Consider the following 25,085-nt stretch of genomic DNA (forward strand, 5'->3'; position numbering starts at 1 on the left):
TGACCATTCGATCTTTTTACGCTGTGCTGTTGATGGCCGTACTGGCCCTGACCGGTTGCCAGACCGCCCCGCAAAAAGGCCTGACCCCGGCGCAAGTCGCCGTGCTCAAACAACAGGGCTTTGAACTGACCGACGAGGGCTGGGAGTTTGGCCTGTCCGGCAAAGTGCTGTTTGGCAGCGACGTCGAAAGCCTGAACACGCAAAGCACCGAGATCGTCGAACGCATCGGCAAGGCATTGCTGGGCGTCGGTATCGAGCGCGTGCGCGTCGATGGTCACACCGATGCATCGGGCAAGGAAACCTACAACCAGCAACTGTCCCTGCGCCGTGCGAAAAGTGTCGCCAACGTCCTGCGCACAGTCGGCATGAAGGACGAGAACATCCAGCTGCAGGGCCTGGGCAGCAAAGAGCCGGTGGCGTCCAACGATACGGCAGCCGGTCGTACGGAAAACCGCCGGGTCTCGATTGTGGTCAGCGCCGACTAATCGGCGAACTGCATGTCGCGGGTTTGCCCCATCAGCAGGCCCTGATTACGCTCGGTCACCTCACGGATGTAATCCCACAACAGGGTGATCCGTTTCAACTTGCGCAGATCCTCCCGGCAGTACATCCAGAACTGCCGGGTGATGTCGATGTCCTTCGGCAATACCGGCAGCAGGCGCGGATCCTGTGCGGCGAGGAAGCACGGCAGAATCGCCAGAGAACGCCCCTGCTGCGCCGCGACGAACTGCGCGATCACGCTGGTGCTGCGCAAATGCGCGCTGGCGCCCGGCAACACGTTCGCCAGGTACAGCAGCTCCGAGCTGAACGCCAGGTCATCCACATAACTGATGAATTGATGCTTGCCCAAGTCTGCCGGGCGGCGGATCGGTGGATGTTTGTCGAGATATTCCTGAGTCGCGTAGAGCTGCAAACGGTAGTCGCAGAGTTTGCAGCAGACGTACGGCCCATGCTCCGGGCGTTCCAGGGCAATGACGATGTCGGCCTCGCGCTTGGACAGGCTGATGAAGTGTGGCAGCGGCAGGATGTCCACCGAGATGGCCGGGTAGGCGTCGACGAAATGGCTCAGCTGCGGCGTGATGAAAAAGCTGCCGAAGCCCTCCGTGCAGCCCATGCGCACATGCCCGGAGAGTGCCACGCCAGAGCCGGATACCTGCTCGCAGGCCATGTGCAATGTGCTTTCAATCGACTCGGCATAACCGAGCAAGCGCTGGCCTTCGCTGGTCAGGACGAAACCGCTGGTCCGCGATTTCTCGAACAGCAAAGTGCCCAATGCCGCTTCCAGCGAACTGATCCGCCGCGACACCGTGGTGTAGTCGACAGCCAGCCGTTTGGCAGCAGTGCTGGCCTTGCGGGTGCGGGCGACTTCGAGGAAAAACTTGAGGTCGTCCCAGTTCAGCGAACCTAGAGAGGTGATGTTTTTTTGCATGATGGACGGGCTTATATGTGCGTTCTTATTAGAAGTTTGCACATCTATACTCCAAAAACAGTCCGACAACCAATTCGTGACACACGCCTCATCTCAAGGCGAACCCTTCGCCTTGGCTCCTACGATAAAAACAAGTTTCGGAGACCAGCATGAACGCATCGCTTACGCCCAACGACACCACGCTGCAGAAGGTCAAACTGCTGATCGACGGCGAGTGGGTCGAGTCGCAGACCACCGAATGGCACGACATCGTCAACCCGGCCACCCAACAGGTGCTGGCCAAAGTGCCGTTTGCCACCGCCGCTGAAGTCGATGCCGCCGTCAGCGCCGCCCAGCGTGCTTTCCAGACCTGGAAACTGACTCCGATCGGCGCGCGCATGCGCATCATGCTCAAGCTGCAAGCGCTGATCCGCGAGCACTCCAAACGTATTGCCGTCGTCCTGAGTGCCGAGCAGGGCAAAACCATTGCCGACGCCGAGGGCGATATTTTCCGTGGTCTGGAAGTGGTCGAGCACGCGTGCTCTATCGGCAGCCTGCAAATGGGCGAGTTCGCTGAAAACGTCGCCGGCGGCGTCGATACCTACACCCTGCGTCAGCCAATCGGCGTGTGTGCCGGCATCACCCCGTTCAACTTCCCGGCAATGATTCCGCTGTGGATGTTCCCGATGGCCATCGCTTGCGGCAACACTTTCGTTTTGAAGCCTTCGGAGCAGGATCCGCTGTCGACCATGTTGCTGGTGGAGTTGGCCATTGAGGCCGGCGTTCCGGCGGGCGTGTTGAACGTGGTTCATGGTGGTAAAGATGTGGTCGATGGCCTGTGCACGCACAAGGACATCAAAGCCGTGTCCTTCGTCGGTTCGACCGCTGTCGGCACTCACGTTTACGACTTGGCCGGCAAGCACGGCAAACGCGTGCAATCGATGATGGGCGCGAAGAACCACGCCGTGGTGCTGGCCGATGCCAATCGCGAGCAGGCGCTGAATGCCCTGGTCGGCGCCGGTTTCGGTGCGGCCGGGCAACGTTGCATGGCCACCTCGGTGGTGGTGCTGGTCGGCGCGGCGAAACAATGGCTGCCAGATTTGAAAGCGCTGGCGCAGAAACTCACCGTCAACGCCGGCAATGAGCCGGGCACCGACGTCGGCCCGGTGATCTCGAAGAAAGCCAAGGCGCGAATTTTCGACCTGATCGAAAGCGGCATCAAGGAAGGCGCCAAGCTGGAACTGGACGGCCGCGACATCAAGGTGCCGGGCTACGAGCAAGGCAACTTTGTCGGCCCGACCCTGTTCTCGGGCGTGACCACCGACATGCAGATCTACACCCAGGAAATCTTCGGCCCGGTACTGGTGGTGCTGGAAGTCGACACCCTTGATCAGGCGATTGCGCTGGTCAACGCCAACCCGTTCGGCAATGGCACTGGCCTGTTCACCCAGAGCGGTGCGGCGGCGCGTAAATTCCAGACGGAAATCGACGTCGGCCAGGTCGGCATCAACATTCCGATCCCCGTGCCGGTACCGTTCTTCAGCTTCACCGGTTCGCGCGGATCGAAACTCGGCGACCTAGGCCCGTACGGCAAGCAAGTGGTGCAGTTCTACACGCAGACAAAAACGGTCACGGCGCGCTGGTTCGATGACGACAGCGTCAACGACGGCGTAAACACCACCATTAACCTGCGCTGAGGAATCGACCATGAAAATCGCATTTATCGGTCTGGGCAATATGGGCGCGCCAATGGCACGCAACCTGATCAAGGCCGGCCACTCGCTGAGTCTGGTCGACCTGAACAAAACCGTGCTGGCGGAACTGGAGCAACTGGGCGGCAGCATTCGTACTTCGGCCCGTGAAGCTGCTGAAGATGCCGAACTGGTGATCACCATGCTGCCGGCGGCGGTGCATGTGCGCAGCGTCTGGCTCGGTGAGGACGGTGTGCTGGCTGGCATTCGCCAAGGTGTGCCAGCGGTGGATTGCAGCACCATCGATCCGCAGACCGCTCGCGATGTGGCTGCCGCTGCGGCGAAACAAGGCGTGGCCATGGCCGACGCGCCGGTGTCCGGTGGCACCGGTGGCGCGACGGCGGGGACGCTGACCTTCATGGTCGGCGCCACCCCGCAACTGTTCGCCACCCTGCAACCGGTGCTGGCGCAAATGGGCCGCAACATTGTGCATTGCGGCGAAGTCGGCACCGGGCAGATCGCCAAGATTTGCAACAACCTGCTACTGGCGATTTCGATGGTCGGTGTCAGCGAAGCGATGGCGCTGGGCGATGCGTTGGGCATCGACACCTCGGTGCTGGCCGGGATCATCAACAGCTCGACCGGGCGTTGCTGGAGTTCGGAGATGTATAACCCGTGGCCGGGCATCGTCGAAACGGCGCCGGCCTCGCGTGGTTATACCGGTGGGTTCGGTGCGGAACTGATGCTCAAGGATCTGGGGTTGGCGACCGAAGCTGCGCGTCAGGCGCACCAACCGGTGGTGCTCGGCGCGGTGGCGCAGCAGTTGTATCAGGCGATGAGCCAGCGCGGTGACGGCGGGAAAGACTTCTCGGCGATCATCAACAGCTATCGCAAGCCTGCAATTGAAGGGCAGCGCTGAACAAACTGTGGGAGCGAGCCTGCTCGCGATGACGGCGGTTGCTTCAACAAGGAAGTGACTGACGGTCCGCTTTCGCGAGCAGGCTCGCTCCCACAGGGGATTTGCGTATATCAGACATTGTTTGCCGGGAAATCACGTCGGGTGATCTCCCGGCTTTTTTGCATCAGGCAAACACGAAATATTTACGCACGGTCTCGACCACTTCCCACGTGCCTTTCATCCCCGGCTCAACCACGAAAATATCGCCGGCGCGCAGATGAATCGGCGCCCTGCCGTCCGGAGTAATCACGCAGTAGCCTTCCTGGAAATGGCAGTACTCCCACTTCACATAATCGACGCGCCATTTGCCCGGTGTGCAGATCCATGTGCCCATGATCTTGCTGCCGTCTTCGCTGGTGTAGGCGTTGAGATTGACGGTGTGCGGGTCGCCTTCGAGTTTTTCCCATTTGCAGGCATCGAGTACCGGCAGCGGATGAGTGTCGCGTAGAACGGTGATAGGGGCGGTCATGTGTCGGCTCCAGACAAGGCGATCAAACGGAAGCTGCACCCTATAGCGCCGTGCCTTGGCCCAGATGTCTGTGCTCGACATGCAGATATCCAGAAACGCTGCCAGGTTTTACGAATGGAGACGTAAACCTTCCAGCAAAATCAATTAACGGCAGTATTGATCTAAAACAAAGGCTATGAAGTTATAACTATTTTACTTGTCTGGTTTTTACTTTTAGTACGTCTGTTCCGTTGCGTCCTTAGTTGCTTTCGATAGTCAACCTGCCTGATACCGCGGGCGCCCCACCATACCCCGTCTTTGTTAAGTAAATAAGTCGCTCACCGCAACAAGGAGGTGCGGTTTCAGTGGGGGTTTGCAGACTTTTTTCGAGTTGTAAAAAAACCTTGAATAGTTCGTTGACTCTCCCCTTAAGGGCAGAGTTTAGATTCCCGCCGCGTGAGAAGTTGCTGTGGGAAAAGTTACTTTTCATAAGTCGAATTCATGAAGTAGTCACGACATATAGGGAGATAGAAATGAACAATCCATTGGACTTGGAACATGTCGTTGCCAGCACTCGCGAAATCCTCGCACAGCTGTTGGTGATGGATGCGAATGACATCGAAGAAAACAGCAGCATCGTCGAAGACCTCGGTGCCGACTCGCTGGACATCGTCGACCTGAGCTTCCAGCTGGGCCGCCAATATGGCTGCACACTGCCGAAAACCAGCGTGCTTGACCATGCGGTGGCGGTTTGCGGGGATGCCAGCGAGTTTCTCGCCAACGGTCGCATTACCGAAAGTGGCAAGCACCTGCTTGAGCAAAGCCTCAGCGCCTACACCCCGGATCAACTGAAGGCAGGCATGCAACCGGCTCAGGTCTTCGCGGCGACCACCGTGCGTAACTGGGCCAACCAGTGCCGCAATCTTTTCAACTATCTGCCGGCAGCGTGCCCGGATTGCAACGCTCACCAAGCGGTTCTGAACGAGCGCCAACAAGTGGTCTGCGGCGCGTGCAGTGCACGTCTGGTGCCGGCGGATGGCGATGAAGTGTCGCGTCAATTGGTTGAGCAGTTTGTCACCACTCACACCAAAGAAGCGGTGTAGGAGTTCTCATGCGGGCACGAGAAGTCTATGTGAGCGGGTTCGGTCTGGTGGCGCCCATGGCGCTGGACGCTGCCACGTTGTTCGAGCGGATTTGCCGGAAGCAATCCTGTGTCCGCGAACATCCTCGGTTCAAGGCGCTGGGATTCAACAACAGCGCCGCCGGTTTTATCGACGATACGCAGTGGCAGCGCATCGGGGCCGGTTTCGGTGGCAACGCGGCGCTGCACCCACGGCAAAGTGTGCTGGCCGAATACGTTGCCCGGCAGGCGCTGGAGCATGCCGGTCTGACACCGGCAGACTTTGCCCACAGTCGCAGCGGTCTGTTTCTGGGCGCCAACAAGTACTGTGCCGACAGCCACGACCTGCAGCGGCTCAGCCGGTGCATGGATCAGGGCGGACGCGTCGACCTCGACCGTCTGCTGGACAGTCCGGCAGCGTCCAGCGCGACTTTCACCCGGCGGGTCGATCAACAGACGCAGCACCTGGCCGATCGGCTCGGCATCCGCGATCACATCTCGACCCATTCCGATGCCTGTGCCGCCGGCACCATGGCCATCGGCAGTGCTTACCGGGCGATCGAGCGCGGAGAGATCGATCTGGCTATCTGCGGCGCCGTCGAACTGATGGCCAACGAACTGCCTTATTACATGTTCAACAGCCTCGGCGCGCTCTGTCAGGCCGACTTGCCGGCGAGCGAACAAAGCCGCCCGTTTATGCCTGACCGCAGCGGTTTTGTCCTCAGCGAAGGCTCGGCGATGGTCATTCTCGAATCTGCTGAACACGCACAGCGGCGCAAGGCTGCGCCCCTGGGCCGGGTGTTGGGGTACGCGAATGTCTGCGAGGCACAGAAAATGACCTCCAGCAGCCGCGATGGCAGTAAATACGAGGAATGCATGGAAGCAGCAATCGAAGATGCCGGGCTGCTGCGCAGCGCCGTGCAACACGTCAACACCCACGGTACCTCCACGCAGGCCAATGACAGTTGTGAAGCGTTGGCGCTGCAGCGTCTGTTCGGCGGCTGCCAGGACTTCATGACCTTCACCGCCAACAAGTCCGCCATCGGGCATTCCCTGGCAGGCAGTGGCGCGATCGAAGCGGTGCTGTCGCTGATGAGCCTGCGTGACGGTGTGCTGTTGCCCACGCTGAATTACGACCCCGAGCGTGCCGAATACCCTTCGCTGAAGTTCTTGAGCGAGCCGGTGCGACAGCCGATCAGCGTGGTGATGTCCAACTCGTTCGGCTTTGGCGGCATCAACAGCTCGCTGGTTCTGGGGAGGGCATGACATGAACCGAGCCATCTACCTGAATGCCGCTGCGGTGCTGAATGTGGCGGGCAGTGAATGCGCTGACTTGCTCGGCACACCCTGCGCGGCGCAACCGCTGGCCTTTGACGCACAGCGTCAGGCGTTTGCCTTGCCGACGCCGCGACTGGCCAGTGATCTGTTTGATCGCAAGATCCAGCGCAGCGTCGAACCGCAGGGCTTGCGCCTGTTGCATTGCGCCGCACGGCTGGCGCCAGCGCTGGCGGCGCTGCAATTGCCCGCTTCACGCATTGCCCTGACAGCGGCCATTCCTGAAGTCGACGCGCCGAGTCCTTGCTGGGATGCGGTGCAGGCGATCATCGAACAGCCGCAAAAACACCTGGCGCAGTTATTGGCCAACACACCGCCCCTGCATGCGCTGACCCTGCTCAACAGCAGCGTCATGGCCTATGTGGCTGAAGCATTGAATTGCCATGGGCCAATGGGTGGATTTTGTTCTCAGGACAACGCCGGGCTGGATGCGCTGATCGAAGCCTGCCAGCAGATTGGCGAGCGACATGCCGACGCCGCGTTGGTGGTCAGCAGCAGCCCGAACCTGACCCCGGCCCTGTATCTGCGCGAGCCCGATCAGGCGAACGAAGCGATTTTCGGTGAGGGCGCCGCCGCGCTGTTGCTGGCGTCGACACCGCCGCCGGGTGCGGCACACGCCGTGCGCATTGCCGGATTTGCCCGCGGTTACAGCAACGATCCGCAACGCTCTGTGGCGGTGGGTCGGCGCGTCATCGATCAGGTCCTGAGCGTCGAAAAACTGCGGGTCGGCGACGTCGAGCATATCGTCGGCAATTGCGCTGACGGGCAAGTGATGAAGTTGCTCGAAGCTTTCCCGCGCGAGATTCGCAGCACTCGCGCCATGACCGGCGAACTGGGCGCCAGCGGCTTGCTGACAGAGGCCGCACTGACTTTGCATCTCAGCGGTGATACGGCGGCGGCACCGGGTTACACGCTGCTCGTCAGCCACACTCGCGCCGGTCACTGGGGCGCATTGCTGTTGGCCAGTGAAACCATGGAGAAGCACGCATGAGTGCGACACGGATTGTGATCACCGGCATGGGCGCCGTCACCGGTTTCGGTTTCGAATGGCAGACCCTCTGGGAAAAAATGCTCGGCGCCGAACATTGCGTGCGGGCATGGCAGCCGGACGACTTGCAAGAGGCGTCGTTCGCGGTGCGTTATGCCGCGCCTGTCGACATGCGCCTGTTGCCGGAAAAACTGCAAAGCCATCCGGCCTGGACGATGCCGCTGGAAAAGCGCAGTCGGTTTGGCTGGGTGGCTGCCACGCAGGCAGTCGGTGACAGCGGCTTGCAGCCAGAACAGTTGCGTGGCGCGGCGGTGCTGTGTGCCTCGGGAGCACCGCAGCACATGCTCGCCGACATGCTGCTGACCGAAGCCCCGAATGGTGGCACCCCGAGCTGGTCGTACCTGATGCCACGGGCCGGGCAAGTGAATGCCGATGGCTCACTGCGCCAGAGCAACGATCGTCTGGCGCGGGTAATCGCCGACGACCTGGGCTGTGAAGGACCGGTGATCAATATCAGCAGTGCCTGTGCCGGTGCTTCACAAGCCATTGGCAATGCCTTCCAGATGATTCGTCGCGGAGAAGTCAGCGTAGCGCTGGCGGGTGGCGCCGACTCGGTGCTCAACCTCGACACCATGGCCGCGTTGTATTTACTCGGTGCCGCGTCGGGTGAGCAGCGCTGGGGCGCGGATCTGTGCCGTCCGTTCGATCGAGACCGCAGCGGTCTGATTGCCGGCGAGGGCGGTGGTTTTGTCGTGCTGGAAAGCCTCGAACATGCCTTGGCCCGTGGCGCCACGCCGTATGCCGAGGTGTTGGGTTTCGGCAGCAGTCTGGATGCCTACAAAGTCACCGCACCGCAACCGGAAGGACGCGGTGCGGCACTGGCGATGCAGGCCGCGCTGGATGACGCCGGTTTGCGCGCGCAGCAGATTGATCTGATCAACGCCCACGGCACTTCGACACCGCTCAATGACGTGGCCGAGACCCTGGCGATCAAAGGCGTGTTCGCCGAGCACAAGCATTATCGAACCCTGGCCGTCAGCGCCAACAAATCACAGTTCGGTCACCTGATCGCGGCCGCTGGCGCCCCTGAATGCATCGTCACCGCGTTGGCCTGCCTCAACGATCTGGTCACGCCAACGGTGAACCTGCATGACGCTGACGAACAGTGCGATCTGGATTACTGCGCCGGGCAAGCCGTCAGCCGCCGAGTGGATTACGCGTTGAGCAATTCCTTTGGTTTCGGTGGCCTCAATACCTCGCTGGCCCTTGGCAAATATCGGGAGCATGGAAAATGACTGACGCCACTGTACGTGTCGCGATCGCCGGCAGCGGTTGTGTATTGCCCACCGGCTGGGGCGTTGAGGGTTTCTGGGCGGCGGCCCGCGAAGGGCGCAGCGCAATCTCGCCCCTGAACTCGTCGCTGTTCCGCAGCGAGCGGGTGACTGCGTTCGGGCACATCGCTGATCGAGATCATCAACGTAGCCGTCAGGACGTTGCGCAAAACCTCCAGCGTTACTGCCCGCCGGCGGTGATCTGGGGCGTCAGTGCGGTGCGCCAGGCGTTGGCCGAGGCCGAGCTTGAACCGGGCCGCGACAACGTGCGTTTTGGTCTCTATTGCTGCCAGGGCGGTTACACCCATCCCTCGCTCGCGTCTTACGGTGAACTGCTGCACGAATGTCAGACCGAGAGCGGTGCCGACATGCAGCGTCTGGCCAAACGTGTGTTGCAGGAGCGCGCGCTCGATCCGTTTCTGGTGCTCAAGAGCCTGAGCAACGGTTTGCTCGGCGTCGTCAGTCTGGCCTTGAAGCTTGAGTGCGAATGCAACGCCTACATGCAAGGCGTGGCCGGCAATCTGGCGGCGCTGCGCGAAGCCTGCGCGGCGTTGCAGAGCGGTCGGATCGATGCGGCCATTGTGGTGGGCGCGGGTAGTGAACTGGATCCGCTGGCCCTCGCCGCATTGGCCGAGGTGGGGGTGATCAGCACCGACGGTTCGCCAAGCCTGCGTGCCTTTGATCGCCAGGGCCGTGGCGGCATTGCCGGCGAAGGTGCGGCGGCGCTGGTACTGCGCCGCGCCGATGATCTGCCGGCCGGGCCGCAAGCCTGCCTGACAGCACTGTTCGCCCATCCGCGTCTGGACTCGCTGAGCTTGCCGGACAAACAGGTGGATCTGCTGATCAGCAGCGCCACTGGCGATCCGCACAAGGATGCCGATCTGGCCCGCACGCTGGCGCGAACCGGCGCCGCGCACATCACCAGCAGCACGCCGCTGACCGGCATGCTCAGTGGTGCACCGAGCCTGGTTGATCTGATCTTTGCCCGGCTGGCTTTGCAGGCGCAGAGCATCCCGCCGGTCAGTGGCCTGGAGCAACCGCTGGATGCGCATCTGCCGTTCGTTATCGGCGGGCCGCGCGATGCCGTGCTCCACGATTGCCTGGTCATCAACCGCGACGACAACGGTTTTAGCGCCGGTTACCAACTCGAAATTCACGCGGCCGACTGACCGTCGGCACGCAACGAAACGCAGCTGATTTTTTACTCAAGGGATAGAACTGTCATGGATTACCGCGATTACGTACGGCCGAAATTCGTTGAATTGATGCAGGCCCTGGGCCTGGAGTGCCAGTTCCACAGAGCGCTGGGCAGTAAATTGTTTTACCGCGACCGCCAGGGCGAAGAGGTGACGGTTACTGACTTCCTCGGCGGTTACGGCGCCGCGCTGTATGGCCACAACGATCCGCAATTTGTCGATCAACTCGTCGACCTGCTGCGTGCCGATGTGCCGTTCAATGCGCAGATGTCGGTGCGCGGTGCGGCCGGTCAATTGGGGCGTGAGCTCAGTGAAGCGTTCAACCGTGAGCTGAACAACAGCGAACGCTACATTTCGACCTTCTCCAACAGTGGCGCAGAGTCGGTGGAAATCGCCGTCAAGCACGCCGAATACCGTCGTCAGAAAAACCTGCAGAAGCAATTCGACGAGCGTGATTTCGCCCTCGCCAATCTGGTTGCCAGCGACAAGGCTTACGTCGAACTGGACATCGACGATCTCGATTTGCCCGCCGGCCTGCTGCCGCAGAATCTATCCTGCGTCACCGTGCGCCAAGTGGCCGAAGCGGTGCGTCAGCACAACCTGGCGCAGTTGCATGTCGAGCCGGTGTTCCTGGCTGTACGCGGCAGCTTCCACGGCAAACTGGTGAACACCGTTCAGTTGACCTATGGCAAGCAGTACCGCAAGCCGTTCGCCCGTTTCGGCCTCAACGTCGAGTTCATCGACCCGCAGCAACCCCAGCAATTGCAAGAGCTGCCGGCCCGCCACGTGCGTCACTGGCTGAGCCTGGAATGGAGCGGCGAAACCCTGCAGGTTCGCCGTGAGGCGTTCAGTGCGATCACCGCCGTATTACTTGAGCCGATTCAGGGCGAGGGCGGCATCAACGAGTTTGCCAATGAGTTTTATCTGGGCCTGCGGCGTCTGTGCAACGAGCAGCAATGCCCGCTGATCATCGACGAAGTGCAATCGGGTTTCGGCCGCACCGGCACCTTGCTTGGCGCCAGCCATTTCAACTTGCAGGGTGATTACTACTGCCTGTCGAAAGCGCTCGGCGGTGGCCTGATGAAAATCGCCGCGACGGTGATTCGCGCCAGCCACTACGAAAACGATTTCAGCTACATCCACAGTTCGACCTTTGCCGAAGATGACGCGTCCTGCCATATCGCCCTGGCGGCCTTGCGCCGTCTGTTCGAGAACGACCGCGCGATGCTCAAGGACGTGAACAAGAAGGGCGAGTACCTCAAGGCTTCGCTGCTGGAACTCAAGGCGGCCTATCCGGACGTCATCGCCGATGTGCGTGGGCGTGGCTTGCTGCTGGGCTTCGAACTGCACGACCTGACCGGCACCAGTTCACTGGTTCAGGCCTCGGCGCAGTACAACGATGCGCTGGGCTACATCATCGCCGGCTACCTGCTGCAATTCGAATCCCTGCGCGTGGCGCCGTCGGGCAGCAATGCCAATGTGATCCGTCTGGAACCGCCGGTGTGCATCACCTTCGAAGAAATCGACGGCTTGATCGGCTCCTTGCAGAAAGTCTGCGATATGCTGCGCCGCCGCGATGCCTTCCCGCTGGCCGCCGGGGTGTGCGCCGACAGCATCGCTGATGTACCGGCGCGTGAGGTCAGCTTCAAGGAGGCCGAAACCCGCCCAAAGTCTGATGAGAACGTGCGCGTGGTGGCCCGCGTGGCGTTCATCAACCATTTGATTGATTCGGACATGCTCAGCGACGTCGATCCTTCACTGTCGACCCTGAGCGCTGAACAGAAACGCGAGTTCATCAAACGCATGGCCCCCGAGCGCCGTGCCGCGCCAATCGGCCCGGTGCAGATTCGCTCGAAACTCGGCACCGCCGTGGAGTTCACCCTGTACCCGCTGTGCATGGATTCCGACGCCATGGCGGCGTACATCGCCAGCGGCGATCTGCAAACCATCCGCGAAGAAGTCGGCAACCGTATCAAGGATGCCCGCGCCGACGGCTACAGCGTCGCCGGGCTGGGCATGTACACCTCGATCGTCACCAACAATTGCCAGGCGCTGCAGATTCCCGACATGGCGCTGACTTCCGGCAACGCGCTGACCATCGGCATGGGCCTGGAAGCCATCGAACAGGGCTGCAAACAGCAAGGCCTTGAGCTGGGCGAGCAGACCGCTGCAGTGGTCGGTGCCGCCGGCAACATCGCCTCGACCTACGCCTCGCTGCTGTCGACCAGCGTCGAGCACCTGATCCTCATCGGTAGCGGCCGCGACGGTTCCCTGCGTCGTCTGGAAAAAACCGCGCAACAGATTTACGCCGAAGCCGCCCGCGCGATTCTCAAGGGTGTCGCCGAACACGATCGCCTCGCCCGTCGCCTGCAGCAAATTGATGGAATCGATGCGCTGTTGCAGGCCCACGGCAGCAGTGCCGATCTAGGCCTGCGCGTGGCGAAACTGGTCGAAGAACGCCTGGGCGCGAATGCCTTCATCACCGTCAGCAACGATCTTGATGTGCTGAAACAGGCACGCATCGTGCTCTGCGCAGCGAACGCACCGCAGCCGTTTCTCTTTGCCGAACACTTCGCCGAAAACAGCGTGATCTGCGACATCGCCGTGCCGCTGAACGTTGACCAGAACCTCGCTAGCCAACGCTCCGACGTGCTCTACATGCACGGCGGCATCGTGCAGACGCCGCTGGGCGATGGCCTGGTGAAAAACGTTCGCGCCTATCTCAAACAGGGTCAGTTGTACGCGTGCATGGCCGAGTCGGTGCTGATGGGCCTGTCCGGTATGAAACAGCACTACTCCTACGGCGACATCAGCCGCGAGCAAGTGCAGCAGATTCGTGCACTGGCGGCGACTCATGGCTTCAGCCTCGCGCAGTTCAAAACCGACAACTCGCTTTAAGGAACGGTCATGCCGAATAAAGTAGCAGTGGTGACCGGTGGCAGTCGCGGCATCGGTCGGGCGATTGTCCAGACCCTGGCCGGGGCGGGTTATCAGATCGCGTTCAGTTACGTGCGCGATGAAGTCGCGGCGATGGCCTTGCGCGATGAGGTACAGGCGTTGGGCATCGATTGTCTGGCATTGCAGTGCGATGTCAGCAGCGGCGACAGCATCAAGGCGTTTTTCGAACGGGTCGATCAGCATTTTCAGCGTATCGATCTGCTGGTCAACAACGCCGGCATCACCCGTGACGGCTTGCTCGCGACGATGTCGGCGCGCGACCTGGTCGAGGTGATCCAGACCAACCTGATTGGCACGATGCTGTGCTGTCAGCAGGTGGTGCCGGGCATGTTGCGCCAGCGCAGCGGTTGCATCGTCAACATCAGTTCGGTGGCGGCGCAGAAGCCCGGCAAAGGCCAAAGCAACTATGCCGCCGCCAAGGGCGGGGTCGAATCCTTGACCCGTGCCTTGGCGGTGGAGCTGGCGCCGCGCAACATTCGCGTCAACGCGGTCGCCCCGGGCATCGTCAAGACCGAGATGAGTACGGCGCTGATCGGCAGTCAGGAAGAAGAAATCCAGTCGCGTCTGTTGATCAAACGCTACGCCGAACCGGAAGAAATCGCCGAAGCGGTGCTGTACCTCGCCGATCGCGGTTTGTATCTGACCGGGGAGGTCCTGTCGGTCAACGGCGGGTTGAAAATGCCATGAGCCGGACCATTCTGATCACCGGTGCGGCCAAAGGCATCGGCCGCGCGGTTGCCGAGAACTTTGCCGCCGACGCCGACAATCGCCTGATCCTGCTGGATCTCGATCTGGCCGAACTGCAGCGCTGGGTCGACGAGCGACAGGAGCAGATCAAGGCGCGGGTCGAAACCCATGCGGCGAACATTGCCGACCTGCCGGCCATGCAAGCGTTCTTTAAAACCCTCGGCTCGCAAGTCGAATACGTCGATGTGCTGGTCAACAGCGCCGGCATCTGCAACGAGAACGAGCCGGAAGATCTGCACAACTGGCACAAGGTGATTTCGGTCAACCTCAACGGCACGTTCTACGTGACCTCGTTGTGTCTGGCGCTGATGCCCGACCGTGGGCGGATCATCAACATGTCGTCGATCCTCGGCCGTGCCGGCAAGGTGCGCAACACCGCGTACTGCGCGTCCAAACACGGCATCGTCGGCATGACCAAGGCGCTGGCGCTGGATCTCGCTTCGCGGCAGATCACCGTCAACGCGATTCTGCCAGCGTGGATCGACACGCCGATGTTGCAGGGTGAACTGGCGACGCAAGCGGCAATTGCCGGTTTGACCCAGGAGCAGATCGTGCGCAACGCGAAGAAGAAACTGCCGATGCGCCGTTTCATCCAGAGCGAAGAAGTGGCGGCGATGGTGCGTTACCTGGCCAGCCCCGAGGCTGGCGGGGTCACCGCCCAGAGTCTGGTGATCGATGGCGGTGTCGGGTTGGGAATGTAGCGATGCCTCGATTTCACAACAGTCACATCGTGGGTGCGGTGTGGGCGTGCATGGCTGCGCCCGCCGCGATGGCCGAATTTACCGTCGCTGATCTGAAGCCCGATTACGCCGACGGTGAAGTCGGTGTGGCCACGGCCATGCGTCTGCACGGCGACGATCAGGTCACGCAAAAAGCCGTGTATTTCAAAGCCAACCTGGAAGACAACTGGGAGGGCGGTTACTACAAGGCCAAGGGCCGCGTGCGTTACGACGCGCGCTACGACGGCAACAATCCGTACAGCGAACGGGCGCGCGACAAGTACCGTTTCGACGCTGATTGGCGGCACCTCTACGTCGGCCATTCGCTGGGTGACGGCGAAGTGACGGTGGGCTGGCAGCAAGTGGTCTGGGGCCGCGCGGATGAATTGCGCGTGCTCGATCAGATCAACCCGCTGGACTATCGCGACGGTCTGACGCCGCTGCTCGAAGACAGCCGCATCGCCGTGCCCATGGTGCGTTTTGCGCAACCGGTGGGCGAGTGGGAACTGGAGGCGCTGTGGATCACTGACTTCGTGAAAAACCAGGCGCCGGTTGAGGGCAGTGAATTTGCCGCGCCACTGTTTGCCGCGCCGGACCCGCAGTATTTCCTGCTCGATTCCAAGCCCGGCTATGACGGCGACAAAGGCTATTCCTATGGCCTGAGCGCCAACGGCCGGATCGGCGCGGTGGACACCAGTTTTGTCGCCTTGAGCGCGCGTCAGCAGGACCCGGTGTACGCGGTCGAAGGCCTCGCCGACGACGGTCGCACTCGGCTGGAACGGCAGTTTCCCCGTTACACCATGGGCGGTGCCGGGCTGGCGATCGACGCCGGGCACAGCATCGTGGTGCGCAGTGAGGTGGCGTACTTCGACAACTGGCGCGTGACCAATCCGACGCGTGCCTACGGTGCCGACAGCACGCCCATGGTCAAGTCGCTGCTGGGTGTCGACTACCTGTTGCGCGACTGGCTGATCTCCGCGCAATGGCAGGAGCAGGTGTTGCTCGACTGGCAGGACGGCATGTTGCAGGACAAACGCGAACCGCTGTTCACCCTGTCGGCCGAAGGCACCCATTGGCAGGACCGCCTCAAGAGTCGTCTGGTCGCTGCTGCCTCACCACCGTTTCAGGACAACGCATTGCTGCAAGGCATCTTCACCTACAAGCCGGTGGACTACATCAAGCTCGGCCTGGAAGTGGATGTGTTCTTCGGCAAACCCGACAGGTCTTTTGGCGAGTACAGCAAGCGCGATCAAGTGCGGCTGTCGGCCGGTTATCTGTTCTGACCCATCACGCCTGCCGCGCTCGCGCAGGTGCACTCATCCAACGAAAAGGAAGTTGTTATGTTGCCGTTTTTGAAAAGTCTGACCACCGCCGCATTGATCCTCGGTAGCGCCTGCGCCAGTGCCGCCGAGGCTGGCAATGCTGATGAGATCATCCGTCAGGTACGCGATCGCAATGACGGGAACAGCTTCATGTCCCAGGTTTCGCTGATCCTGCATGACAAGAAAGGTAATACCCGGGTTCGCGAGTTCACCTATCTGCAAAAGGATTACCCGGACAGCGACAAGTTCAGCATGTACTTTTCCGCGCCGACTGACGTCCGTGACGTGGCCTTCCACATCGAAAACCCGCACGAAACCCTCGGCCTGGAAGACAGCCAGTGGATGTACCTGCCAGTCAGCCGCCAGACCCGCCGCATCTCCACCACCGACAAGCGTGGCTCGTTCATGGGCAGTGAGTACTCGTACGCCGATCTGGACAAGATCCGCGTCAAGGATTACTCGCAGAAGCTCGTCGGCGAAGAACAGATCAAGGGCCGCGACTGCTACGTGATCGAGCGCGAACCGGCGTCCCCCGAAGTGCTGGCCAAGACCGGTTACAACAAGCTGAAGGTGTGGATCGACAAGCAGAATTTCCTGGTCATGCGTCAGGATTTCTTCGACGTAAAAGGTGTATTGATCAAGCAGATGCGCACGCAGAAAGTCGCGACCATCGACTCGATCGACAGCATCGTGCTCAGTGAAACCGAGCACTTCATCGACGGCACGCGTTCGGAAATGCGCTTCAACCAGTTGCAGTACAACGTCTCTCTGGAAGACCGCCTCTTCACCCAGACCGCCATCAAACGCGGGCTGAAAACCGGTGACCTGCCGGACTTCGCCGTGTCTGCCCGCTAAGCGCCGACCCCGACGACCTGGAACCGCATGATCATGGAAAGATATCTGAATTTCGTCGAGCGCTATGCGCGGGCGATTGTTTTCCTGCTGGTGGCGATTACGGCGTATTTCACTTATACGCTGGGCGCGCTGGTGTCCGACACCAACCCTTATCTGCTCAAGGAAAGCCACCCGGCGCGCAAGACCATCATCGATTTGCAGGGTGAATTCACCGGCACGTTCGACTCGGTCATGGTGGCGCTGAACAACCCGCAAACGGTGTTCAACAAATCGACGCTCAACGCACTGTTTTCGATGTCGCAATCAGTGCGCAAGATGATTCTGGCCAACGATGCCGACAAGGAGCAGTTGGCGCAAATCGTCGCCCGGCATGCAGACGACAGCCGTGCGCAGTTGTTGACCCGGGACATTCTCGAGGATGGCTTTTCGCAGAACGATTACGCTAACGCCAAGGCCTTGCGTGATCATGCCCAGAGTCAAAACTGGGATTCCCATGATCAGCTGTTCCTGACCTTTCTCGCCGAGCGGATCAACCCGATCCGCGAAATGGCCTCGATGGGCGACCTGGAAAACATCGTCCTGACCGACGACGGCGAGCTGTTGATCCACAAAACCCTGAATGCCTATGACATGGACCCGGCGCTGGTCGAGTCGCAGATCATGGGCAACGAATTGATGGTCGACGGGGTGGTGTCCAAGGACAAGAAAGTCGCGATGCTGGTGGCCGAACTTGGCACCAAGCAGGACGACGCTCAGGCGCAATTGCGCGCCTATCAGATCGTGCGCGGCATCGTCGCGCAATATCAGGCCGAGCACCCCGAGTACAAGGACGAAATCTTCATTGCCGGCATGCCGATCTTCATCGCCGCGCAGCAGGAGATCATCGATCATGACCTGGCCGTGCTGTTTCCGATCGTGTTTTTGCTGATTACCTTGCTGCTGACTTTCTTCTTCCGCAAACCACTGGGCGTGCTGCTGCCGCTGTTCAACATTCTGTTCTGCACCATCTGGACCTTGGGCCTGATGGCGCTGTTGCGGGTGCCGTTCGACCTGTTGACCAGTGTGCTGCCGGTGTTCCTCTTCACCATTTGCTGCTCCGATGCGATCCACGTGATGGCTGAATATTACGAGCAGAAAAACGCAGGCAAGAGCAATCGTGAGGCCAACCGTGAAACCCAGCGTCTGATGGTGGTGCCGGTGGTGTTGACGACCGTGACGACCATCGCCACGTTCATGATTTCCACCACCAACAACATTGTCAGCATCCGCAATTTCGGCGTGTTCATGTCGATCGGTCTGACGGCAGCGTTAATCATTTCGCTGCTGCTGATTCCGGCGTGGATCGCGATCTGGGGCAAGGATCAGCCGCAGCAGGCCAAGGCTGAAGTACACAAGGAATCGATCATCTCGCGGTACCTGGTGGCGTTCTGTGCCTGGATGATCCGCTTTCGCAAACCGATCCTGATGGTCATTCTGCCGCTGCTGGCACTGGCCACCGTGTTCACCTTCCGCGTCGATATCGAAGACTCCGGCATTGCTTACTTCAAGCCTGAGAGCCACATTCGCGTGTCGGATCAGTTCATCAACCACGCCAAAGTAGCGGGCACGGCGCCGGGCTGGATCGCGATCGACAGCAAAGAGCCGCGCGGTGTGCTGACCACCGAAGTGGTGCAGTTCATCGACAAGCTCGACCACTTCATCAAGCAGCAACCGAACGTCAGTTACGGCTACTCGCTGGCCACGTACGTCAAGCGCATGAACCTGGTGCTCAACGACATGAACCCGGAGTATCTGCGGGTGCCGAATGCCGTGGAGAAGGTCACCTCGGTCAATGACGACGGGCAGGTCGAGCAGTTTGAAGTGCCGGGCAATTCGCTGATCGAGCAGCACGTGATGCTGTTCGAAAACGGCGGCGGTTCGGACCTGAACAACGTGCTCAACGCCGATTTCTCCAAGGCCTTGACCCTGTACACCATGACCTCGTCCGTCGCCAGCGACTATCAGGGCATGCTCGATCGCCTCGATGCCTGGTTGCTGGTGAATAAACCGGCCAACCTGGAAGTGACCCACGCCGGCACGCCGTTGATCTGGACCGGGGTGTTGCAGGAAATCACTCAGGGCCAGGTGCTGAGTTTTTCCCTGGCCTTGCTGGTCGTCACGCTGATGATGATGTACTGGCTCAAATCGGTGCGCCTCGGTGTGCTCGGCATGCTGACCTTGCTGACCACGTCGGTGACGGTCTATGGCTTCATGTTCCTCTTCGGCATTGAGCTGAACATCGGCACGACGCTGGTGACGTTCCTGGTGGTCGGCGTGGTGGATTACGCGGTGCACCTGCTGTCGCGCATCAAGTTGCTGGTGCAGCAGGGCATTGAGATCGACGCGGCTATTTTGCAGGCGATGCACAGCGTTGGCCGCTCGACGGTGATCAACGTGGTGATCTTCTCCGTAGGCTTCATGGCGCTGCTGTTTTCCGACTTCAAGCCGATTGTCGATCTGGGTGCACTGGTGGCGATGGCGCTGTTTTCCAGCGGGGTCATGACCATTGTCCTGGTGACACTGGTATCGCCGTGGTTCTTTGCGGCGATTGCGCCGGTGCATGCGCCGGCCCCAGCACTGCGCACAGAGGGGGAGCCGGTGCCGGGCTGATTCGCCAACGTGCGTGCGCGCCTGCCCTGAGACGGCAGGCGAGTCTGCTCATGCGGCGCAGCAGGGTTTTCAGTTCAGTGTATTGACCGGGTTTTTTTCGCCATAGCGGGCGATGCGCTCGAACTGACATTCCTGGCGGGCGTCGTTGAGGTTGTGTTCAAACGCCTCAAGGCCATCATGCAATTGCTGCAAATCGCCGATCTGGGTCACCAGTTCGGCTTTTTTTTCGGCAATGGCTCGTTGCGCCATGTCCCACGGGAATTCGTCGCCGCGGTAGTTGTTGAGGATCACCTGCAGCTCTTTGAGCTTGAAGCCCAGTTGCTGGGCGCACTTGATGAACGTCAACACTTCGACACTTTGCTGGCTGTAGATACGGTATTTGCCTTCACGCTTGGGCTCGGGCAACAGGCCGATTTCTTCGTAATGGCGAATGCTTTTGACTGTGGTGCCCGACAGCTGGGCGGCTTTGCCGATATACATAAGGTCCGTCTCGATGGTCAAACATAGCGTAGCGCGATCGGGCGTCATGCCGGATCGGCGGCGATTATATGTCCAATACCATCTGAAAATGGCAACTGCGCGTAAATGACGTGCACAGGCGACGGACGGGCTCGAGAAGGGAGCCCGAAGAGGCACTGACGGCGGCTTGTGCGCCGTCAGTTGAGGCGGCTGGAAAGCCTTAGACGGCGGCGGTCACGCGCGCCTGTTCCAGCCAGGCATCGCGCTGGTTTGGCTTGGAGCCAAGGATCGGCCCGAAGGTCAGGGTCTTCAGTGGCTTGATGCCGCAGAATTCCAGCGTGGTCTTGCGCATCTGATTCAGCCCCGGCATGCCGTAGATCCATTTGTAGTACCAGTACGGCGTGTCCATGGTCACCAGCAAATGCGCGGTGCGGCCTTTGAGCAGCTTGTCGGGGAAGGCTTTGCCTTCGCGGTATTTGAAGGCGAAACCCGGCAGGAAAATCCGGTCGACGAAGCCTTTCAACAGTGCCGGAATCCCGCCCCACCAGATCGGATAGACGAATGTCAGATGTTCAGCCCAGGTGATATCGGCCTGGGCTTGCAGCAGGTCCGGCTCCAGTGGCTGCACCTTGTTGTAGCCTTCGTGCAGGACCGGGTCGAACTCCAGCGCATCCAGACGCAGCAGCCGCACTTCATGCCCGGCGTCCTTGGCGGCCTGAACGTAAGTCTCACTCAATGCCCCGCAAAAGCTGTCGGTGGAGGGGTGACCCAGTATCACGAGCATTCGTTTGCTCATTGTGTGTACTCCTGAAATGAAGCTCACAGGATAGAGTCTGCCCCTAGCGGTAGAGTCAAGGCACCAGCGCATCAAACAAGGCCCGGGCGTAACCGGGCAGGTGGTCGAAGTCCCGTGCGCACAGTTGCAAGGTGCGATGCGCCCAGACTTCGTCCAGCGGCCGGCACGTTACCGAGTGCACCGCCGCCCAGCGTTCGATGGCCACCTTGGGCACGATAGCCAGCCCCGCACCTCGCGCCACCATGCGCATGACGCCCTCGAAGCCATCGGCACGGATCCGGATCGACATGCGCTGGCCGATGTGCAGCGCCTGTTCCTCCAGGTGAATCGCCAACGCGCTGTGGCTGCCAAGCGCTACGTAGTCGTGCGCCAGGGTTTCACCAAACGTCAGCGACGCCTGACTCGCCAAAACATGCTCAGGGGGCAGGATCAGCACCAATGGATCGTCGCGAAAGGGCCGGGTCTGCAGACCGTGGGTGTCGACCGCATCGGAGACGATCCCGAGGTCCGCCGCGCCTTGGCGCAAGGCATGGGTGATGCGCGCGCTGGGCAACTCCTGCAAGTCGATGTCGAGATTGGGATGATCGCGCAGGAAGTCCGCGAGTACTTCCGGCAGGTATTCGGTGATCGCCGTGGTGTTGCACAGCAAACGCACCTGACCTTTGACGCCTTGGGCATAGTCGGCCAGATCCTGCTGCAGGCGTTCGGCTTGTTGCAGGAGGATGCGTGCGTGTTGGGCCAACGCTTTACCGGCCGGCGTCGGGGTGACGCCACGACGGCCGCGTTCGAGGAAATCGATGCCGAGCGAGGCTTCCATTGCGCGGATTCTGGCGCTGGCGGCGGCCAGGGATAAATGGCTGTGGACGGCGCCGGCGGTGATGTTGCCGGTGTCGAGGATGTGCAGGTAGAGGCGCAGGTCGGTGAGGTCGAAGTGCATGAGGGTGGCCTCTGGTTTTAGGGGGTTCGGGCTGGCCCCTTCGCGAGCAAGCTCGCTCCCACAGGGAGTTGCGTACGACACACATCCAATGTGGGAGCGAGCCTGCTCGCGAATGGGCCAGAAGCCTCAATGGAATAATCAGCCTCTTGCTAAAAGAGAGGCACCCTCAGTATATGGCAGATTTTCAGCCAACCCCGACTGGCGCACAGTAGCGCCATGAACACACTCGCGGAATTCTATCAAAACCTCGGTCTGGCCCTGTCCTTACTGGTCATCCTGACGTTCATCCTCGCCGGCCTGATCAAAGGCGTGATCGGCCTCGGCCTGCCCACCGTCGCCATGGGCTTGCTCGGTCTGGCTATGGCACCGTCGCAGGCAGCCGCGTTGCTGATCATCCCGGCAACACTGACCAATGTCTGGCAACTGGCATTCGGCGGGCACTTGAAAGGACTGAGCAAACGCCTCTGGCCGATGCTGCTGATGATTTTCCTCGGCACCGGAATAGGCACGTTATCGATCGGCATGGCGGGCGGGCATTGGGTGGTGCGCGGGTTGGGCGCGGCGTTGTTGCTCTATGCGTTGAGTGGTTTGTTTCTGCCAACGCTGAGCGTCAATCCGCGCCATGAAGGCTGGCTGGGTCCGGCGTGCGGTTTGATCACTGGCGTAATCACCTCGGCCACCGGCGTCTTCGTGATTCCGGCGGTGCCGTACCTGCAAGCGCTGGGCTTGAATCGCGATCAACTGGTGCAGGCACTGGGCCTGTCATTCACCGTTTCGACGCTGGCATTGGCCGCAGGATTGCTCTGGCGTGGCGCCCTCGGTGGCGGCGAACTGAGTGCTTCGCTGCTGGCGCTGATCCCGGCCATTCTAGGTATGTTGCTGGGCCAATGGCTGCGCGAACGGATCAGCGCCGTGTTGTTCAAACGGGTGTTCTTTGTCGGTATGGGCGCGCTCGGCGCGCACTTGTTGATCAGCGGTTAGCCGAGGCTTCGCTGAGCATTTCGATCTGGCGGATATCGAAATCGCGCTCCAGATAGTCCATGCGCTGTTCAAAGAAAGCCTTCATGTGCGGCAAATTCGAATGCACGTCCAGGTGAGCCTGGGAGGCCCAGATCTCGTAGAAGATAAACAGCGTCGGATCTTCCTTATCACGCAGCATGTGGTACTCGATGCAACCTGGCTCGGCGCGGCTCGGTTCGACGTAAGCGCGAAACAGCGCTTCGAAAGCCTCGGACTGTTCCGGGCGGGTCTTGGCGTGCAGGATAAAACCCAAGCGTTCACTCATCACAACGACTCCTCACATTCAGAATGCCGCGGATGTTATTGCAACAATCGGTGATGGATTCGTGCTTTTTAATCAAATGTATTTTGCACAATCAGGCCTTATTCCGCGCGAGGCGGATCGTTAATCTGCCGCCATTCCAGTTTCCCTTCTCCATCCAGCCCAATGGCTGCGCCGAGGCTTTCTCATGAAAAAAGTGCTGTTGCTCAATGGCGGTAAAAAATTCGCCCACTCTGACGGTCGCTACAACGCCACCCTGCACGAAGCCGCGTTGAGCGTGCTGGATCGCGGCGGCTTCGATGTGAAAACCACCTTCATCGACGAGGGCTACGACATTGCCGAAGAAGTGGCGAAATTTCTCTGGGCCGACGTGATCATTTATCAGATGCCGGGCTGGTGGATGGGCGCGCCATGGACGGTGAAAAAGTACCTCGACGAAGTTTTCACCGAGGGCCATGGCAGCCTCTACGCCAGCGATGGCCGCACTCGTTCCGATGCGTCGCAGAAGTACGGCAGCGGCGGTCTGATTCAGGGCAAGCAATACATGCTGTCGCTGACCTGGAACGCACCGCAGCAAGCCTTCGATGACCCGACGGATTTCTTTGAGGCTAAAGGCGTCGACGCGGTGTACTTCCCATTCCACAAGGCCAACGAGTTTCTCGGTATGACCGGGTTGCCGACGTTCCTTTGTGTGGACGTGATGAAGCGGCCGAATATCGAGGCTGATGTGGCGCGTTATGAGCAGCATCTGACCGAGGTGTTTGGTCTGAAGGCCTGAATGGTTTCGGGCTACTATCGGTGGTAACAGCGAAAGATCGCAGCCTGCGGCAGCTCCTACAGAGAGTTGCAGTCATCTGCGATCTTGGCGATTTCAAAGAGGACACCCGTGAAAGCCAGATCCGATGAGTTGCAGATTTTCGTCTGCGTGATCGAATGCGGTTCGATTTCCGCCGCCGCCGAACAGGTCGGGCAAACGCCGTCGGCGGTCAGCCGCACGCTGTCGAAGCTGGAAGCCAAACTCGACACCACACTGATCAACCGCACCACGCGGCGCATGGATCTGACCGAAGAGGGCAAGTATTTCTTCGAGCAGGCCAAGCTGATTCTCGATCAGATGGATCAACTTGAAGAACGCCTGTCCTCGCGCCAGCAAACGCCGTCCGGGCGCCTGCGGATCAACGCTGCGTCACCGTTCATGCTCCACGCAGTGGTCCCGTATATCGACGAATTCCGCCGCCTCTATCCGGACATCCAGCTCGAACTCAACAGCAATGACCTGATCATTGACCTGCTGGAACAAAGCACCGACATCGCCATCCGTATCGGCACCCTCGCTGACTCGACGCTGCATGCGCGCTCGCTCGGTTGCAGTCCGCTGCTGATCGTCGCCAGTCCCGCTTACCTGAAAAAACATGGCGCGCCGCAGCAAGTCGCGGACTTGAGCGAACACACCTTGCTCGGCTTCACTCAGAACGAAGGCCTCAACCAATGGCCGCTGCGCTACGTGCACGGTGACCGCTGGCCAATCAACCCGGCGATCGGCGCCTCCAGCGGCGAGACCGTGCGCCATCTGGCGCTGGAAGGGCAGGGCATCGCCTGCCTGTCGCACTTCATGACCATCGATGACATTCGGGCCGGGCGCCTGAAAGTCTTGCTCGCTGAATTCAACAGCGGTTATCGCCAGCCGATCAACGCCGTGTACTACCGGAACTCGCAACTGGCGTTGCGCATTCAGTGTTTCCTCGACTTTATCCAGAGCAAACTCGCCGCTTACGCCAGCGCCGATTTCAAGGGCTGATTCGTGACCTCTGCGCAAGAGTGAATTGGTCGAGGGCGGGTTTTTCCCTCGGACCCACAGGCCGATACTCGACCCATCACTTATTCAC

General features: G+C 60.4%; 23 protein-coding genes. 17 read left to right on the forward strand and 6 right to left on the reverse strand.

The window, feature by feature from the left end:
- Nucleotides 1–32: 32 nt before the first annotated feature.
- A complete protein-coding gene (locus AB4N74_RS27555) occupies nt 33–485 on the forward strand; it encodes an OmpA family protein (protein ID WP_095051054.1) in 453 nt (150 codons plus the stop codon).
- On the opposite strand, the gene AB4N74_RS27560 is transcribed toward AB4N74_RS27555, so the two are convergent.
- On the reverse strand, nt 482–1,429 hold the full coding sequence (locus AB4N74_RS27560) for a LysR family transcriptional regulator (protein WP_093442376.1): 948 nt from the start codon (nt 1,427–1,429) through the stop codon (nt 482–484). The two genes, AB4N74_RS27555 and AB4N74_RS27560, sit on opposite strands and share 4 nt — an antisense overlap.
- Before the next feature lie 149 nt (nt 1,430–1,578).
- Here AB4N74_RS27560 and AB4N74_RS27565 point away from each other — a divergent pair, with 149 nt between their 5' ends.
- Entirely contained in the window at nt 1,579–3,105 is a 1,527-nt protein-coding gene (locus AB4N74_RS27565) for a CoA-acylating methylmalonate-semialdehyde dehydrogenase (protein WP_460097834.1), read from the forward strand.
- Nucleotides 3,106–3,115: 10 nt separating this feature from the next.
- A complete protein-coding gene (gene mmsB / locus AB4N74_RS27570; protein WP_257356960.1) occupies nt 3,116–4,018 on the forward strand; it encodes a 3-hydroxyisobutyrate dehydrogenase in 903 nt (300 codons plus the stop codon).
- Nucleotides 4,019–4,181: 163 nt separating this feature from the next.
- Here mmsB and AB4N74_RS27575 read toward each other — a convergent pair whose 3' ends face one another.
- Complete coding sequence (locus AB4N74_RS27575; protein WP_460097835.1) at nt 4,182–4,526, reverse strand: cupin domain-containing protein; 345 nt, start codon at nt 4,524–4,526, stop codon at nt 4,182–4,184.
- Between the two features lie 512 nt (nt 4,527–5,038).
- Here AB4N74_RS27575 and AB4N74_RS27580 point away from each other — a divergent pair.
- The 11 genes from AB4N74_RS27580 to AB4N74_RS27630 are packed head-to-tail and all read left to right on the forward strand — an operon-like array spanning nt 5,039 to nt 19,725.
- Nucleotides 5,039–5,608 carry an acyl carrier protein gene (locus AB4N74_RS27580; RefSeq protein ID WP_099757928.1) on the forward strand — a complete coding sequence of 190 codons (570 nt, stop codon included), beginning with the start codon at nt 5,039–5,041 and terminating at the stop codon, nt 5,606–5,608.
- Nucleotides 5,609–5,616: 8 nt separating this feature from the next.
- Complete coding sequence (locus tag AB4N74_RS27585) at nt 5,617–6,891, forward strand: beta-ketoacyl-[acyl-carrier-protein] synthase family protein (RefSeq protein ID WP_116256493.1); 1,275 nt, start codon at nt 5,617–5,619, stop codon at nt 6,889–6,891.
- 1 nt (nt 6,892) lies between these two features.
- On the forward strand, nt 6,893–7,951 hold the full coding sequence (locus tag AB4N74_RS27590; RefSeq protein WP_093442360.1) for a beta-ketoacyl-[acyl-carrier-protein] synthase family protein: 1,059 nt from the start codon (nt 6,893–6,895) through the stop codon (nt 7,949–7,951).
- Complete coding sequence (locus tag AB4N74_RS27595) at nt 7,948–9,243, forward strand: beta-ketoacyl-[acyl-carrier-protein] synthase family protein (protein WP_460097839.1); 1,296 nt, start codon at nt 7,948–7,950, stop codon at nt 9,241–9,243. The genes AB4N74_RS27590 and AB4N74_RS27595 overlap by 4 nt, the downstream gene beginning before the upstream one ends.
- Nucleotides 9,240–10,448, forward strand: coding sequence for a beta-ketoacyl synthase N-terminal-like domain-containing protein (locus tag AB4N74_RS27600; protein WP_460097840.1), 1,209 nt, complete (start codon nt 9,240–9,242; stop codon nt 10,446–10,448). The genes AB4N74_RS27595 and AB4N74_RS27600 overlap by 4 nt, the downstream gene beginning before the upstream one ends.
- A 54-nt stretch (nt 10,449–10,502) precedes the next feature.
- Nucleotides 10,503–13,373 (forward strand): aminotransferase class III-fold pyridoxal phosphate-dependent enzyme, encoded by a 2,871-nt coding sequence (locus AB4N74_RS27605; RefSeq protein ID WP_460097841.1) that lies wholly within the window; start codon nt 10,503–10,505, stop codon nt 13,371–13,373.
- A gap of 9 nt (nt 13,374–13,382) precedes the next feature.
- Nucleotides 13,383–14,120, forward strand: coding sequence for a 3-oxoacyl-ACP reductase family protein (locus AB4N74_RS27610; protein WP_093442345.1), 738 nt, complete (start codon nt 13,383–13,385; stop codon nt 14,118–14,120).
- Nucleotides 14,117–14,881, forward strand: coding sequence for an SDR family NAD(P)-dependent oxidoreductase (locus AB4N74_RS27615; protein ID WP_077570926.1), 765 nt, complete (start codon nt 14,117–14,119; stop codon nt 14,879–14,881). The genes AB4N74_RS27610 and AB4N74_RS27615 overlap by 4 nt, the downstream gene beginning before the upstream one ends.
- 2 nt (nt 14,882–14,883) lie before the next feature.
- Nucleotides 14,884–16,182 (forward strand): DUF1302 domain-containing protein, encoded by a 1,299-nt coding sequence (locus tag AB4N74_RS27620; protein ID WP_460097842.1) that lies wholly within the window; start codon nt 14,884–14,886, stop codon nt 16,180–16,182.
- 57 nt (nt 16,183–16,239) lie between these two features.
- Entirely contained in the window at nt 16,240–17,076 is an 837-nt protein-coding gene (locus AB4N74_RS27625) for an outer membrane lipoprotein-sorting protein (RefSeq protein WP_093442334.1), read from the forward strand.
- A gap of 33 nt (nt 17,077–17,109) precedes the next feature.
- Nucleotides 17,110–19,725, forward strand: coding sequence for an efflux RND transporter permease subunit (locus AB4N74_RS27630; RefSeq protein WP_257356966.1), 2,616 nt, complete (start codon nt 17,110–17,112; stop codon nt 19,723–19,725).
- Between the two features lie 69 nt (nt 19,726–19,794).
- Here the strand turns inward: AB4N74_RS27630 and AB4N74_RS27635 are convergent, their stop codons facing one another.
- From AB4N74_RS27635 to AB4N74_RS27645, 3 genes are all read right to left on the reverse strand, one after another.
- The gene (locus AB4N74_RS27635) at nt 19,795–20,205 is read right to left on the reverse strand and encodes a MerR family transcriptional regulator (protein WP_034154373.1); all 411 of its coding nucleotides are present in this window, start codon (nt 20,203–20,205) and stop codon (nt 19,795–19,797) included.
- A gap of 199 nt (nt 20,206–20,404) precedes the next feature.
- On the reverse strand, nt 20,405–20,980 hold the full coding sequence (locus tag AB4N74_RS27640) for an NAD(P)H-dependent oxidoreductase (protein ID WP_137218889.1): 576 nt from the start codon (nt 20,978–20,980) through the stop codon (nt 20,405–20,407).
- Nucleotides 20,981–21,035: 55 nt separating this feature from the next.
- Nucleotides 21,036–21,917, reverse strand: coding sequence for a LysR substrate-binding domain-containing protein (locus tag AB4N74_RS27645; RefSeq protein ID WP_460097843.1), 882 nt, complete (start codon nt 21,915–21,917; stop codon nt 21,036–21,038).
- A 216-nt stretch (nt 21,918–22,133) separates the two neighbouring features.
- Between AB4N74_RS27645 and AB4N74_RS27650 the strand changes: the two genes are divergently transcribed.
- On the forward strand, nt 22,134–22,898 hold the full coding sequence (locus AB4N74_RS27650) for a sulfite exporter TauE/SafE family protein (protein WP_099757933.1): 765 nt from the start codon (nt 22,134–22,136) through the stop codon (nt 22,896–22,898).
- Here the strand turns inward: AB4N74_RS27650 and AB4N74_RS27655 are convergent.
- A complete protein-coding gene (locus AB4N74_RS27655) occupies nt 22,888–23,202 on the reverse strand; it encodes a putative quinol monooxygenase (RefSeq protein WP_093442320.1) in 315 nt (104 codons plus the stop codon). The two genes, AB4N74_RS27650 and AB4N74_RS27655, sit on opposite strands and share 11 nt — an antisense overlap.
- 184 nt (nt 23,203–23,386) lie before the next feature.
- Here AB4N74_RS27655 and AB4N74_RS27660 point away from each other — a divergent pair, with 184 nt between their 5' ends.
- On the forward strand, nt 23,387–23,977 hold the full coding sequence (locus AB4N74_RS27660) for an NADPH:quinone oxidoreductase MdaB (RefSeq protein ID WP_116256486.1): 591 nt from the start codon (nt 23,387–23,389) through the stop codon (nt 23,975–23,977).
- Between the two features lie 108 nt (nt 23,978–24,085).
- Nucleotides 24,086–24,997, forward strand: a complete 912-nt coding sequence (locus AB4N74_RS27665) for a LysR family transcriptional regulator (protein ID WP_116256485.1) — start codon at nt 24,086–24,088, stop codon at nt 24,995–24,997.
- The last annotated feature ends 88 nt before the right edge of the window (nt 24,998–25,085 follow it).

The organism is Pseudomonas sp. H3_C08, assembly GCF_054669455.1.

Excerpts from the sequence above, each read along its gene's own strand:
- AB4N74_RS27555 (WP_095051054.1), top strand. The coding sequence starts at position 33 with ATGGCCGTACTGGCCCTGACCGGTTGCCAGACCGCCCCGCAAAAAGGC.
- AB4N74_RS27560 (WP_093442376.1), bottom strand. The coding sequence starts at position 1,429 with ATGCAAAAAAACATCACCTCTCTAGGTTCGCTGAACTGGGACGACCTC.
- AB4N74_RS27565 (WP_460097834.1), top strand. The coding sequence starts at position 1,579 with ATGAACGCATCGCTTACGCCCAACGACACCACGCTGCAGAAGGTCAAA.
- mmsB (WP_257356960.1), top strand. The coding sequence starts at position 3,116 with ATGAAAATCGCATTTATCGGTCTGGGCAATATGGGCGCGCCAATGGCA.
- AB4N74_RS27575 (WP_460097835.1), bottom strand. The coding sequence starts at position 4,526 with ATGACCGCCCCTATCACCGTTCTACGCGACACTCATCCGCTGCCGGTA.
- AB4N74_RS27580 (WP_099757928.1), top strand. The coding sequence starts at position 5,039 with ATGAACAATCCATTGGACTTGGAACATGTCGTTGCCAGCACTCGCGAA.
- AB4N74_RS27585 (WP_116256493.1), top strand. The coding sequence starts at position 5,617 with ATGCGGGCACGAGAAGTCTATGTGAGCGGGTTCGGTCTGGTGGCGCCC.
- AB4N74_RS27590 (WP_093442360.1), top strand. The coding sequence starts at position 6,893 with ATGAACCGAGCCATCTACCTGAATGCCGCTGCGGTGCTGAATGTGGCG.
- AB4N74_RS27595 (WP_460097839.1), top strand. The coding sequence starts at position 7,948 with ATGAGTGCGACACGGATTGTGATCACCGGCATGGGCGCCGTCACCGGT.
- AB4N74_RS27600 (WP_460097840.1), top strand. The coding sequence starts at position 9,240 with ATGACTGACGCCACTGTACGTGTCGCGATCGCCGGCAGCGGTTGTGTA.
- AB4N74_RS27605 (WP_460097841.1), top strand. The coding sequence starts at position 10,503 with ATGGATTACCGCGATTACGTACGGCCGAAATTCGTTGAATTGATGCAG.
- AB4N74_RS27610 (WP_093442345.1), top strand. The coding sequence starts at position 13,383 with ATGCCGAATAAAGTAGCAGTGGTGACCGGTGGCAGTCGCGGCATCGGT.
- AB4N74_RS27615 (WP_077570926.1), top strand. The coding sequence starts at position 14,117 with ATGAGCCGGACCATTCTGATCACCGGTGCGGCCAAAGGCATCGGCCGC.
- AB4N74_RS27620 (WP_460097842.1), top strand. The coding sequence starts at position 14,884 with ATGCCTCGATTTCACAACAGTCACATCGTGGGTGCGGTGTGGGCGTGC.
- AB4N74_RS27625 (WP_093442334.1), top strand. The coding sequence starts at position 16,240 with ATGTTGCCGTTTTTGAAAAGTCTGACCACCGCCGCATTGATCCTCGGT.
- AB4N74_RS27630 (WP_257356966.1), top strand. The coding sequence starts at position 17,110 with ATGGAAAGATATCTGAATTTCGTCGAGCGCTATGCGCGGGCGATTGTT.
- AB4N74_RS27635 (WP_034154373.1), bottom strand. The coding sequence starts at position 20,205 with ATGTATATCGGCAAAGCCGCCCAGCTGTCGGGCACCACAGTCAAAAGC.
- AB4N74_RS27640 (WP_137218889.1), bottom strand. The coding sequence starts at position 20,980 with ATGAGCAAACGAATGCTCGTGATACTGGGTCACCCCTCCACCGACAGC.
- AB4N74_RS27645 (WP_460097843.1), bottom strand. The coding sequence starts at position 21,917 with ATGCACTTCGACCTCACCGACCTGCGCCTCTACCTGCACATCCTCGAC.
- AB4N74_RS27650 (WP_099757933.1), top strand. The coding sequence starts at position 22,134 with ATGAACACACTCGCGGAATTCTATCAAAACCTCGGTCTGGCCCTGTCC.
- AB4N74_RS27655 (WP_093442320.1), bottom strand. The coding sequence starts at position 23,202 with ATGAGTGAACGCTTGGGTTTTATCCTGCACGCCAAGACCCGCCCGGAA.
- AB4N74_RS27660 (WP_116256486.1), top strand. The coding sequence starts at position 23,387 with ATGAAAAAAGTGCTGTTGCTCAATGGCGGTAAAAAATTCGCCCACTCT.